Annotated in this window: 9 protein-coding genes and 1 riboswitch; of the genes, 1 reads left to right on the forward strand and 8 read right to left on the reverse strand. The window is 67.6% G+C overall.

The features are described from left to right. Positions 1-344: 344 nt before the first annotated feature. Positions 345-1,832, forward strand: coding sequence for an alanine/glycine:cation symporter family protein (locus FJ887_RS10205; protein WP_137826229.1), 1,488 nt, complete (start codon positions 345-347; stop codon positions 1,830-1,832). Between the two features lie 238 nt (positions 1,833-2,070). Here the strand turns inward: FJ887_RS10205 and FJ887_RS10210 are convergent, their stop codons facing one another. The 8 genes from FJ887_RS10210 to FJ887_RS10245 all read right to left on the reverse strand — a co-directional run bounded on the left by FJ887_RS10210 (position 2,071) and on the right by FJ887_RS10245 (position 13,132). Beyond that, complete coding sequence (locus FJ887_RS10210; RefSeq protein ID WP_137826228.1) at positions 2,071-2,472, reverse strand: ectoine synthase; 402 nt, start codon at positions 2,470-2,472, stop codon at positions 2,071-2,073. Between the two features lie 108 nt (positions 2,473-2,580). Then, positions 2,581-3,870, reverse strand: coding sequence for a diaminobutyrate--2-oxoglutarate transaminase (ectB, locus tag FJ887_RS10215; RefSeq protein WP_137826227.1), 1,290 nt, complete (start codon positions 3,868-3,870; stop codon positions 2,581-2,583). A 217-nt stretch (positions 3,871-4,087) separates the two neighbouring features. Beyond that, on the reverse strand, positions 4,088-4,582 hold the full coding sequence (ectA, locus tag FJ887_RS10220) for a diaminobutyrate acetyltransferase (RefSeq protein WP_349290523.1): 495 nt from the start codon (positions 4,580-4,582) through the stop codon (positions 4,088-4,090). Between the two features lie 319 nt (positions 4,583-4,901). Continuing rightward, a complete protein-coding gene (locus tag FJ887_RS10225) occupies positions 4,902-6,503 on the reverse strand; it encodes an L-serine ammonia-lyase (RefSeq protein ID WP_137826225.1) in 1,602 nt (533 codons plus the stop codon). 200 nt (positions 6,504-6,703) lie between these two features. Further along, positions 6,704-7,093, reverse strand: a complete 390-nt coding sequence (gcvH, locus tag FJ887_RS10230; protein WP_137826247.1) for a glycine cleavage system protein GcvH — start codon at positions 7,091-7,093, stop codon at positions 6,704-6,706. A 101-nt stretch (positions 7,094-7,194) separates the two neighbouring features. Then, positions 7,195-8,424: a glycine cleavage system aminomethyltransferase GcvT gene (gcvT, locus tag FJ887_RS10235; protein WP_137826224.1), complete on the reverse strand. Its 1,230-nt coding sequence runs from the start codon at positions 8,422-8,424 to the stop codon at positions 7,195-7,197. Then, complete coding sequence (gene gcvP / locus FJ887_RS10240; protein WP_140955350.1) at positions 8,424-11,357, reverse strand: aminomethyl-transferring glycine dehydrogenase; 2,934 nt, start codon at positions 11,355-11,357, stop codon at positions 8,424-8,426. The genes gcvT and gcvP overlap by 1 nt, the downstream gene beginning before the upstream one ends. Positions 11,358-11,499: 142 nt before the next feature. Beyond that, positions 11,500-11,609: riboswitch (glycine riboswitch) on the reverse strand. 200 nt (positions 11,610-11,809) lie between these two features. Continuing rightward, the gene (locus tag FJ887_RS10245; RefSeq protein WP_140955351.1) at positions 11,810-13,132 is read right to left on the reverse strand and encodes an MFS transporter; all 1,323 of its coding nucleotides are present in this window, start codon (positions 13,130-13,132) and stop codon (positions 11,810-11,812) included. Positions 13,133-13,198 lie beyond the last annotated feature (66 nt).

Consider the following 13,198-nt stretch of genomic DNA (forward strand, 5'->3'; position numbering starts at 1 on the left):
GCACGAATGCTGGGCCGGCGAATCCGCGGCGCTCAGGCTCGGCGGCGAGCGCACGACGAACGGTCCTCAACGAGACTCCTCCACAGGGGAACGGGCGATGTGCAGCCCAGGGAGCAGGAATCCCAGTCAGCGTCGTCGGCACGGTACAGGTCTTTCGAAGTGCGGTAGATCACAGGAATAGTACCACGTCTGAAGTGGGGTGATCGCGGTCGCGGCGAACAGCCTCGGCGATGCAATCCCTCTTGCCGCGCTGCGCATGCCCCTGCCGCGCACCCGATGATGTGAGTGGTGGCACAATGAGTTGAGAAAACGCACAACACCGCACAAGCATTGGAACGATCGGCATGTCCCTCGAAGACCTCATCGCATTCGTCAATGACCGACTCGGGTGGGTGCTCATCGTCGTCCTCATCGGCGTCGCCCTCTACCTGAGCATCCGCACCAGCATGGTCCAGCTGCGGCTGCTGCCGGAGATGTTCCGCGTCATCGGCGAGAGCCCCGGCAACAACAAGGACGGCACGAAGTCGATCTCGTCGTTCAAGGCGTTCTGGATCTCCGCCGCCTCCCGCGTGGGCACCGGCAACATCGCCGGCATCGCCCTGGCGATCTCCATCGGCGGCCCGGGAGCCGTCTTCTGGATGTGGCTCATGGCGATCTTCGGCGCCGCCACCGCCTTCGTCGAGTCGACACTCGGCCAGCTCTACAAGGTCAAGGACAAGGACTCGTTCCGCGGCGGCCCCGCCTACTACATGAGCGTGGGACTGAAGAAGCCCCTGATGGGAGCGTTCTTCGCCGTCATCATCACGGTCACCTACGGCCTCGTCTTCAACTCGCTGCAGGCGAACTCGATCGTCGACGCCACGGCCACGAGCCTCAACATCGACACCACGCAGAGCTTCTGGCTGCCCGTCGGCCTCGGCATCTTCCTCGCGCTCGTCACCGGCGCGGTCTTCCTCGGCGGTGTGCAGCGGATCTCGGCCTGGTCCTCGGTCATCGTCCCGGTCATGGCCGTCGCGTACCTCTTCCTCGGTGTGCTCGTCGTCGCGATGAACATCACCGAGGTGCCCGACATGATCATGCTCATCATCAGGAACGCGTTCGGCATCGAATCCGTCGTCGGCGGCGGCATCGGCATCGTCATCCTCCAGGGCATCCGCCGCGGCCTCTTCTCCAACGAGGCCGGCATGGGCTCGGTGCCCAACGCCGCCGCCACCTCGTCGGTCTCCCACCCCGCCAAGCAGGGTCTCGTGCAGAGCCTCGGCGTCTACTTCGACACGATCCTCGTCTGCTCGATCACGGCGTTCATCGTCCTGCTCTCCAACCCCGTCTACGACGAGGCGCAGGGTGCGTCGCTGACGCAGACCGCGCTGGCCTCCCAGCTGGGGTCCTGGGCGGTCCACTTCCTCACCGTGGCGATCTTCCTCTTCGCGTTCTCCTCGATCCTCGGCAACTACTACTACGGCGAGGCGAACATCTCCTACCTGTTCAAGAGGAACGCGCGCCCGGCGATCATCATCTACCGGATCATCGTCATGGCCGCCGTGTTCACCGGCTCGGTCATCGCCCTGCCGCTCGCCTGGTCCGCCGCCGACGTGTTCATGTCGATCATGGCACTGACGAACCTCGTCGCCGTCTTCCTCCTCGGCGGGATCGCGCTCAAGGTGCTCAAGAACTACACCGCACAGCGCAAGCAGGGTCTCGAGCCGGTGTTCAACCGCGACGACCTGCCCGGCGTCGACGGCATCGACGCGTGGGACGGCTCCGACGAGGTCACCACCCGCGCCTACTGGGACGCGAAGAAGAACGCCAAGAAGGCAGCGAAGACCCAGTGAGGTGAGGGGCCGCGGGTTCGAGCAGAGGGTTCGGGCCACGGGTTCGAGCCACGGGTTCGAGCAGGGGGTCCCTGCTTAGGGCTCACTTCAGTTTGAGGGGCTCACGCCAAAACGTGAGCCCCTCAAACTGAAGTGAGCCGTAAACGGTCGGGACGCCGGGTACGCGGCCGGGACGCCGGGTACGCGGCCGGACGCAACCGGCCCGGAGGCCAGCAGGCCGTCCAGACCGGCCGGCTGCTCAGACCGCGGCGGTCTCCTCGATGATGAGCGGGTAGACGCCGTTCTCGTCGTGGACTTCGCGGCCGGTGACCGGCGGGTTGAACACGCACGCCATGCGCAGTTCGGTGTTCGCGACGACGGTGTGCTTCTCGCGCCCGTCGAGCAGGTACATCGTCCCGTCGGTGAGCGGGTACGTCTTGCCCGTCTCCTCGTCGGTGAGCGTGCCGTCGCCCTGCACGCAGTACACGGCTTCGATGTGGTTCTGGTAATGGAACGTCGAGCGCGTGCCCGCGTAGATGACGGTGTCGTGGAAGGAGAATCCGACTCCCTCCCGGCCGAGCACCATCCGCCGACTCCGCCACGTCTCCGACTGGACGTCCCGGTCGGTTCCGTTGAGGTCATCGCGATTGACTACGTACATATCGTGTCCCTTCGTTTCGTCAGTGTGGTCGTATCCCTGAACCCTCGCCGAGGCGGTCGGGCCACCTCTCGCTGCGGCAGGCGGGGCGCAGAGAAGTCCCGGCGAGGCTCAGGCCATCGCCGGCGTCGCGGCCGGGGCGACCTTGAGCACGGCGGCTTCGAGGATGTCGAGTCCGGCGGTGAGGTCGCGCTCGGTGATCGTCAGCGGCGGCATGATCTTCACGACCTCGTCACGCGGGCCCGAGGTCTCGATGAGGAGGCCGGTGGCGAACGCCTCGGCGGCGATCTTCCCTGCCGTCTCCGGGTCATCGAAGAGCAGCCCGGCGAGCAGACCGCGGCCGCGCACGGTGGCTCCCTCGGCCTTGGCTGCAATGGCGTCGAGGCGCTGGTGAAGGTGGGCGATCGTGTCGGCGAGTTCGTTCTGGAACGCATTGTCGGCCCAGAAGTTCTTCAGTGCCGCGGTCGCGGTGACGAAGGCCGGATTGTTCCCGCGGAACGTGCCGTTGTGCTCACCCGGCTCCCACGCGTCGAGTTCGGGGCGGAAGAGGGTGAGCGCCATCGGCAGACCCGATCCGGAGATCGACTTCGACAGGCACACGATGTCCGGTTCGATGCCGGCGTCTTCGAAGCTGAAGAACGTGCCGGTGCGACCGCAGCCGGCCTGAACGTCGTCGACGATGAGGAGGATGTCGTGCTTCTTGCACAGCGCCGAGAGCTCTCGCAGCCATTCGGCCCGCGCCGCCCGCACGCCGCCTTCGCCCTGGACGGTCTCGACGATGATCGCCGCCGGCTTGTCGACACCGGAGCCCGAGTCCTCGAGGACCTTCTCGAGCCAGAGGAAGTCGGGGGTCTCCCCGTCGAAGTAGTCGTCGTAGGGGATCTTCGAGCTGTTCGTCAGCGGAATGCCCGCGCCCTCGCGCTTCATCGAATTGCCGGTCACCGACAGCGACCCGAGGGTCATGCCGTGGAACGCGTTCGTGAACGAGAGCAGGTGCTGGCGGCCGGTGACCTTGCGGGCGAGCTTGAGCGCCGCCTCGACGGTGTTCGTTCCCGTCGGTCCGGGGAACATCACCGTGTAGTCGAGTCCCCGCGGCTCGAGGATGAGCTTCTCGAACGTCTCGAGGAACTCCCGCTTGGCCGGGGTCTTCATGTCGAGCGAATGGAGCACGGCACCGGACTGGAGGTATTCGACGAGCGGGTTCATCAGCGCCGGATTGTTGTGCCCGTAGTTGAGGGCACCGGCCCCGGAGAAGAAGTCGAGGTACTCATTGCCGTCCTCGTCCCACTGCCGCGGACCCTGGGCCTTGGCGAAGGTCGCCGGCCACGAACGGGAGTAGCCGCGCACTGCGGATTCGCGGGTCTCGAAGATGTCTGGGGTGGTCGTCGTGGTGTCAGTCATCGCATGATTCCTTTCGACAGCGTGCAGTTTCGACTGCGGGTGCAGGCTGGCCTGCGGATGCAGGGTTGAGCTGGTTCCCCTGCGGGTGCGGACCCGCCCGTGCGGGCCCGCGGGAGATCGTCCGTTGAGGGCTGAAGTCGAGCAGTCGCCGAGACCGCCCACCGGGGCCGTGCCGACCCGTGCTCCGAGCACAGGAAGAGCCGATCCCGACCCGCGCTCAGAGCGGGGCGATCTCGTAGAGGTATTCGGTGTCGTGGCCGTCCGGGTAGAGGTCCGGGGTGAACAGCGGGCGCCGGTCGAATCTGGCTCCGCGCTGCTCGGCGAACGCCTGGAACAGGCGGTTCGAGGCCGCGTTGTCGTCGGTGATCGTCGTCTCCAGCCGCAGCGCTCCGGTCCGGTCGGCGAGTGCGTGGAGCATCGTCGAGGCCAGGCCGCGCCCGCGGAACGCCTCGGAGACGGCGACCTGCCAGATCATCAGGGTGTCCGGATTGTCCGGACGCGTGTAACCCGTGACGAACCCCGCGGGTTCGCCGTCTATCCAGGCGATCGCCGAGGTGTCCGCGAAGTCACGACACCACAGCAGGTACGAGTAGGAGGAGTTGAGATCGAGCACGGCCGAGTCCTTCGCCAGCCGCCACAGATGCTGTCCGTCCTCGAGCGAGGGAGGGCGGACGTCGGTTTCCGTCTTCGGTTGAGCGAGTGCGTTTCTCACGCCCACAAACCTAACGAGATGAGCATGAGCGTCAATCTCACCTCGGCGATTTCACCCCGAATCCGCGCCCGCAGCGCGGGGGTGGGGATAAGAACCTCGCCGAGGTGGTCCCGGGGTTTCCCCATGGCATCTCTGGGGATCGTCGTGCTCGCCACTACGGCTGCCTGACGGAGGACCCTTCGTTATCCGTTCGTTACATTTCCCGAGACGTGGAACACGAGTTCCAAACGATGGAGGAACGGCGACCCGCTGACCGAGACATCGCAGTCCCGTCCCCGCTCACCCCGCCGAGGCAGTCGTCCACCGTCACAGCCTGTCCTCAGCACTCGACGACGTTGACGGCCAATCCGCCGAGCGCGGTCTCCTTGTACTTCGAGGACATGTCGGCACCGGTCTGGCGCATCGTCTCGATGACCTCGTCGAGGCTGACCCGGTGCTGGCCGTCGCCCCACAGCGCCATCCGGGAGGCGTTGATCGCCTTGCCTGCGGCGATCGCGTTGCGTTCGATGCACGGCACCTGGACGAGCCCGGCGATCGGGTCGCAGGTCAATCCGAGGTTGTGCTCCATCGCGATCTCCGCGGCGTTCTCGACCTGCTCAGGGGTGCCGCCCATGACCGCGGCCAGTCCGCCGGCGGCCATCGACGAGGCGGATCCGACCTCGCCCTGGCAGCCCACCTCGGCGCCGGAGATCGAGGCCCGCTCCTTGTAGAGGACGCCGATCGCGGCGGCCGTGAGGAGGAACGTCATGATCGCGTCGTGCTTGGCGGCCTCTCCCCCGGCGGTCACCTCATCGACGTAGTTGAGCGCGTAGTGGAGCACGGCGGGGATGATGCCGGCCGCGCCGTTCGTCGGGGCGGTGACGACCCGACCGCCCGAGGCGTTCTCCTCGTTGACGGCCATCGCGACGAGGTTGACCCACTCGAGGTAGAACTTCGGATCGCGGTCGGGATCCTCGGCCTTGAGCTTGAGGTACCAGTCGTGGGCACGTCGGCGCACCTTGAGCCCACCCGGCAGGTGACCCGACCGGTCGAGCGAGTTCGACGCGCACTCCTCCATGACGGAATAGATGTGGAGGAGGCCGTGACGGATCTCGTCCTCGTCGCGCATCGTCCGCTCGTTGGCGAGCATCACCTCGGCGATCGAGAGCTCATTGGTCCGGCACTGCTCAAGGAGTTCGACGCCGGAGTGGAACGGGAAGGGCAGCTCCTCGCTCGCGGCTTCGAGTTCCGCGTCGACGACCGCCTCGGCGACGGCGAACTCCTGGTCCTCATCGGCATTCGACGGGTCATCGGGTTCGTCGTCGAACCCCTCGTCGGCGTCGTCGGCGTCCTCGACGTAGAGCGAATCGTCGGTGAGCGCCGCGACGTCCTCGTCGGCAGCCGCCTCGGCGAGCGCGGTCTCGGTGGACACGAGCGCCTCGGCGGCCTGCTCCTTCTCGACGAACTCGGTCTCCGAGGTGACGAAGCCACCGCCGACGGAGTAGTAGGTCTCCTCGGCCAGGGTCGCACCCGCCTCGTCGAAGACGGCGAGCGTGAGCGCGTTCGTGTGACGCGGCAGCACGGTCAGCGGGCGTTTGACCATGTCAGCCTCGGTGAACTCGAGTTCGACCCCATTGCCGGTCGCGTCGCCGAGGATGATCTCACCGGTCTCGGCCATGCGGGTGCGGCGGGCGGTGAGCTCGTTGCCGTCGACGGCGTCGGGGCGGCAGCCCTCAAGGCCGAGGAGGATCGCGTCGAAGGTGCCGTGGCCGGCGCCGGTCGCGGCGAGCGAGCCGAAGACGTCGACGCGCAGGCTCGCGACGGAGTCGAGGTCATCGCCGATGAGATCGAGGAAGCTCACGGCCGCGCGCATCGGGCCGACGGTGTGCGAACTCGAGGGGCCGATGCCGACGGTGAAGAGATCGAAGACGCTCAGTGGCATGGTGGGTCCACCGTTTCTTGAGGAGGGAGCATTCGTGACAGGGAAGAAGGAGCGGGATGACGGGGTGAGGGGAGGGCGTTTCGGACAGACGACAGGGTCGGTCCCATCCGGACTTCTTCGGATATGACCGACCCCGTCGGTATGTCGCACTGCTGAGCCACCAACGCCGTCACCAGCGACGACGAGGCGGCGAGAACGCGTTACAGGGAGTTGTTCTTCGCGTAGCTGTCGGCGTCCATGACGACGCCGACCTCGTCGACGTTGACCTCGAAGAGCCAGCCCTCGCCGTAGGGATCGGAGTTGACGAGACCCGGGGAGTCGAGGACCTTCTCGTTGATCGAGGTGACCTCGCCGCCGACGGGCGAGTAGAGGTCGGAGACCGACTTCGTCGACTCGACCTCACCACAGGTCTCTCCGGCCTTGACGCCGTCACCGACGCTCGGCAGGTTGAGGTAGACGACCTCGCCGAGGGCGTCGGCGGCCACCGCGGTGATGCCGATCTTCACGGTCTGTCCGGCGATCGTGTCGGGACCCTGGTTGACCCATTCGTGTTCGGCGGAGTAGGAGAAGTCCTTCGGAAGTGCTGGCAGATCAGCCATGATCTTCCCTTTCTGCTGTGGGACAGCGGTTGTGGCGAGCAGGTGTGACCAGTGTACGAGTCATCGGGACAAGTCTCACTGGTCGATAAGCATCAGTTTCCCGAACGCTTGTAGAACGGCAGTTCGACCACGGTGAAATCGTGCGACTTGCCCCGGATGTCCACGGCCACCTCGGTGCCGGGAGCACTGAGCTCACGGTCGACGAACGCGAGCGCGATGGGATGGCCGAGCGTCGGCGAGGGCTGCCCCGAGGTCACGACACCCACCTCCGCGCCGTCGGAGATGATCGCCGACCCCGACCGCGCGGCACGCCTGCCGTCTGAGACGAGCCCGACGAGGACACGGCTGGGTTCGGTCTCCCCGAGCGCGGCGAGTGCCTCGCGGGCGACGAATTCGTCCTTGGACGTGAAGCCGATCATCCGGCCGAGTTCGACGTCGAACGGCGTCGTCGTGAGCGTCAGCTCGTTGCCGTAGAGCGGCATGCCCGCTTCCAGGCGGAGCGAATCGCGGGCGGCGAGGCCCGCGGGCACGAGCCCGTGGCCGGCACCGGCGGTCATCAGTGTGTCCCACAGGCGGGTCGCGGCGATGTTCGGGACGTAGAGCTCGAACCCGTCCTCGCCGGTGTAACCGGTGCGGGCGAGCACGAGGTCGATGCCGGCGATCGTGATCGGCATCCACGCGTAGTACCCGAGTTCGGCCACGGCCTCTCCGACCGTGCGGGTCTCGGCGTCATCGGCTGCATCCGCCGAGGTGGTCCGCGGTCCGAAGGTTCCGTCGGCACCCTTGTCGAGGGCGGTGAGGATGATGTCCTGCGAATTCGGTCCCTGCACGGCGATGAGGGAGGTGTCCCCGGATTCGTCGGCCATGCGCACATCCGCGCCGGGCTCGACCTCGGTGAGGAACGTCTCGAGACGCTCGGTGAGCGCGGCGACGACGACCGGCGTGTTCGAGGCGTTGGGGACGATGAGGAACTCCTCCTCACCGATCCGGTAGGTGATGAGGTCGTCGAGGAGGTACCCCTCCGCGTTGACGATGACCCCGTACTTCGCCTTGCCGACCTTCATCGTCGAGTACTTCGCGACGAGCGCGTAGTCGAGGAAGGCCGCGGCACCGGCACCGGTGACCCGCACCTCGCCCATGTGGGAGAGGTCGAAGATGCCCGCCGCTTCGCGCACAGCGCGGTGCTCGGCGAGTTCGGAGCCGTACTTCAAGGGCATGTCCCAGCCGCCGAAGTCGGTGAAGCTCGCGCCCAGCTTCGCATGCGCATCGTGCAGCGGCGTCTCCTTGATCTGGCCGGCTGCCTGGGTGTGCGTCTCTGTCATCAGTTCTCCTCGGTGTCGGTGGTCTCGAAGGCCTCCGGCGGAGGGCAGGAGCAGACGAGGTTGCGGTCGCCGTACGCGCCGTCGATGCGGCTGACCGGCGGGAAGTACTTCGTCAGGCGCAGGCCGGGCACGGGGAAGACCGCGGTCTCGCGCGAGTACTTGCCGTCCCAGTCGTCCATGACGACGGTCGCCGGGTGCGGGGCCGCCTTGAGCGGTGACTCCGCGTACGCGTAGTCGGTGCCGATCGCGTCGATCTCGGCGCGGATCGTCCGCATCGCCTCGATGAACCGGTCGAGTTCGACCTTGTCCTCGGACTCGGTCGGTTCGACCATGAGGGTGCCGGGCACGGGGAACGCGAGGGTCGGGGCGTGGAAGCCGAAGTCGATGAGGCGCTTGGCGACATCCTCGGCGGTCACACCGGTCTTCGCGGTGATCTCCCGGAGGTCGAGGATCGTCTCGTGGCCGACGAGCCCGTTCTCGCCCGAGTAGAGGACCGGGAAGACGTCGCCGAGCTTCTTCGCGATGTAATTCGCCCCGAGGAGAGCCGCCCGAGTCGCCTCGCGCAGGCCCTCGCCGCCCATGAGCTCGAGGTACGCGAAGCTGATCGGCAGGACTCCGGCCGAGCCGTAGAGCGAAGCGGAGACCGGGAGGTCGGTCGTCGAAATGTCACCGGAGACGAGGTCGGGGTTGACCGGATTGCCGGGCAGGTGCGGGGCGAGGTGCTCGCGGACCGCGACCGGACCGACGCCGGGACCGCCGCCGCCGTGCGGGATGCAGAAGGTCTTGTGGAGGTTGAGGTGGGAGACGTCGCCGCCGAACTCGCCGGGCTTGGCCAGTCCGACGAGGGCGTTGAGGTTCGCGCCGTCGACGTAGACCTGACCGCCGGCGGCGTGGACCTTGTCGCAGACCTCGCGGACCTCGGACTCGAAGACGCCGTGCGTCGACGGGTAGGTGATCATGATCGCGGCCAGGCGGTCGCCGTTCTTCTCGATCTTCGCGTCGAGGTCATCGAGGTCGATCGACCCGTCCTCGGCGGTCGCGACGACCTGGACCTCGAGTCCGGCGAGCACCGCGGAGGCGGCGTTCGTCCCGTGGGCCGACTGCGGGATGAGGCAGACGGTGCGCTGCGGGTTGCCGCTCTCACGGTGGTAGAGGCGGATCGCGAGCAGGCCGGCGAACTCGCCCTGGGAGCCGGCGTTGGGCTGGAGGGAGACCCGGTCGTAGCCGGTGACCTCGACGAGGGAGTCCTCGAGGCGGCCGATGAGCGTGCGCCATCCCTGGGTCTGCTCGATCGGGGCGAACGGGTGGATCGTCGCGAACTCCGGCCAGGTGATCGGCTCCATCTCGATGGCCGAGTTGAGCTTCATCGTGCACGAGCCCAGCGGGATCATCGTCCGGTCGAGTGCGAGGTCGCGGTCGGCCAGGGTGCGCAGGTAGCGCATCATCGACGTCTCGGAGCCGTGCGTGTTGAAGATCGGGTGCGTGAGGAACTCGGTGTCCCGGTGGAGGTCGGAGGCGAACTGCGGTGCCGGCACCTGGTTGGCTCCGAAGGTCCCCGCCGAGGCGGCCTCGAAGTCATCGGCATCGATCCGGGCGATGATGCCGAGGGCCTCGAGCAGGCCGTTGGCATCGGCGACGGTGTGGGATTCGCCGAAGGAGACGCCGATCGTCGTCGGGTCGATGACCCGGATGTTGTATCCGGCGGCCTCGGCGACGGTGCGGGCGGCCTCGGCGTCGGCCACCCGCAGGGCGACGGTGTCGAAGAACTCCCGGGAGACCACCTCGGCGCCGGGGGCGGTGTCGGCTGCGGTCGCGAACGCCTGCGCGAGGCGGTGGATGCGGGAGGCGATGCGGGTCAGGCCGATGGGGCCGTGGTAGACGGCGTACATCGAGGCGACGTTGGCGAGCAGGGCCTGGGCGGTGCAGATGTTGCTCGTCGCCTTCTCACGGCGGATGTGCTGCTCACGGGTCTGCAGGGCCAGGCGGTAGCCGGGCTTGCCCTGGGCGTCCTTCGAAACTCCGACGAGGCGGCCGGGCAGCTGGCGCTGCAGCGAGGACTTCACGGCCATGAACGCCGCGTGCGGTCCGCCGAAGAAGAGGGGGACGCCGAAGCGCTGGGCCGAGCCGACGGAGATGTCGGCGCCCTGCGAGGCGGGGTCCTTGAGCAGGGTGAGTGCGAGCAGGTCGGAGTCGAAGGTGACGAGGGCGCCGCGCTCGTGCGCGCCCGCCACGGCGGCGGAGAAGTCGCGGATGACACCGGTCGTGCCGGGCTGGGCGCAGACGATGCCGAAGATGTCCTCGCCGACGAGGCCCTGGGAGAGGTCGGCGACGGTGACGTTGAAGTCGAGCGCGCGGGCGCGGACGTGGACGTTGGCGATGACCTGCGGGTGGAGCTCGGAGTCGAGGACGACCGTCGAGCCCTTCTTCACGGAGCGGCGCATGAGGAGGACCGCCTCGACGACGGCGGTGGCCTCGTCGAGGAGGGAGGCGTTGGCGATGTCGAGGCCGGTGAGGTCCTCGACGACCTGCTGGAAGTTGAGCAGGGCTTCGAGTCGGCCCTGGGAGATCTCCGGCTGGTACGGGGTGTACGCCGTGTACCAGGCGGGGTTCTCGACGAGGTTGCGGCGGATGACGGCGGGGGTGACGGTGTCGTAGTAGCCCTGGCCGATCATCTGGGTGCGCATGACGTTCTGGGAGGCGAGGTCGCGGAGGTCGGCGAGCACCTCGGTCTCGGTCCTGCCGCCGGGCAGGTCGAGACCGTCGATCTGGATGGAGGCGGGGACGGCTGCCTCGGAGAGTGCTTCGAGGGAGTCATAGCCGAGTTCGGCGAGCATCTCCGCGGTGTCGTCGGCGCGGGGTCCGATGTGACGGTCGGAGAACGGACGCGCCGTGTCTCCGGTGGCCTGCGTGGTGTGGGCGAGTGAACTGGTCATGGCCGTTCTGGTCCTTCGGTCCGGCGCCCTCCGGTGGGAGGACGCACTCAGCGGTGCAGAGTCCTCCCCGATCTGTCGGATCTCCTCTGCAGCGACGCGCTCGCGGGGTGCGCGGCAGCGTGCGGCAGTCCTCCAGATATGCCTGCATTCGGTGGTACTGGGCCTGAGAGTTTCCCGGGGAGGGAATTGCACCTACGGCGCTGCCCTGGCGAGTTCCTTGCGGACCTCCGGCAGCTCTCCCACGTCATGTCGTAACGGCGTATGAAATTGTCCGCACCCATTGTATGACCCGGAGCACGCGGCGACAACCGGGGTGCGTGCTCGTGGCAGCGCCCACCCGCCCCAGCCGTCCCCCACGCCCGCCCATCCGCACGACGGCGTAGGCCCCTGGCAACCCGCAGGGTGCTCTGAGCCGCCGTGCCGGCACGCAGACCACCCCGCAGATGGACGGGTCAGACCTCGCCGAGGTCCTTGCCCTTCGTCTCGGGCAGGAGCGCGACCGCGATGATCGTGGCCAGGCACAGGAGGATGACCCAGCCGCTCGAGAGCCACCGGAGGTCGAGGGAGTTGAAGAGCCCGTTGAGGTAGGGTGCGGTGCCCCCGAAGACGGCGACGGACACGGAGTACGCGAAGCCGATCCCCTGCGTGCGGACCTTCGTCGGGAACGCTTCGGACAGCACCGCTGAGAGCAGGGCTCCGGCCATCGACACGATGAGCAGGGCGATCGCCGAAGCGGCGAAGAGCGTCCATCCCGCCGAGGTGATCATGCCCATGAGCGGGTACTGGAGGACCGCCATGAGGACTCCGAATCCGATGAGCACCGGACGCCTGCCGATCCGGTCGGACAGCGAACCCCAGAACGGCAGTGAGACGAGCGCGATGGCCTGCGCCCCGACCGTCGCCCAATAGGCCGCCTGCGGATCCATGCCGCGCTCGGTGATCGCGAGCGTCGAGGCGTAGGACGACCATGTGTAGTGGGCGGCGGTGATGCCGGAGGTCATGAGGACGACGAGGATGATCGCCCGGGTCACGCGCCCGCGATCGAGCGGAGCCGCCTCGGTGACGGAATGACCGGCGGCCCCCTCACCGGCACCCGCCTCGCCGGCATCTGCGGCCGCGAAGACGTCGCTTTCGATCATGCCGCGCCGCATGTAGAGGGCGACGAGGGCGAGCAGCGCGCCGAGGGCGAAGGGGATCCGCCACGCCCACTCGGACACGGCCGCCTCGGTGAAGAGGTTGGTCACGGCTCCGCCGACGGTGTAGGCGAGGACGGAGCCGCCGAAGATCGCGATGAACACGATGCTGCCCCAGCGGCCGCGGCGGTGGGCCGGGGCGATCTCGGCGATGTAGGAGTTCGCCGTCGCCGACTCCCCGCCGTGGGCGAAGCCCTGGGCGACGCGCACGAGGAGGAGGACGAAGGAGGCTGCGGCGCCGATCTGCGCGTACCCGGGCATGACGGCGATGATGAGCGATCCCGCGGCCATGATGAGCATCGTCGTGATGAGGACGAACTTGCGCCCCTTGCGGTCGGCGATGCGTCCGAAGACGATCCCGCCGAGGGGGCGCATGAGGAAGCCGACGGCGAAGACGCCGAGGGTCGCGAGCACCGCCGAGACGCTGTCCTCGCTGTTGAACATCGCGGCGGCGATGAACGGCGTGAAGACCGCGTAGGCGCTCCACTCGTACCATTCGAGGATGTTGCCGACGGTGCTCGCCGCCACGGATTTCCTCTTCTCGCGCAGGGACACCGTCGTCCCCGCCATCTGTGCGGTCATGTCTGTCCTTCCAATGGGTGTTCGGGCGCGAAGGGTCGCCGAGGTGGCACTCCGCAGATCTGGTGC

Source organism: Brevibacterium sp. XM4083 (assembly GCF_006489205.2).
In the GTDB taxonomy this organism is placed as follows: domain Bacteria; phylum Actinomycetota; class Actinomycetes; order Actinomycetales; family Brevibacteriaceae; genus Brevibacterium.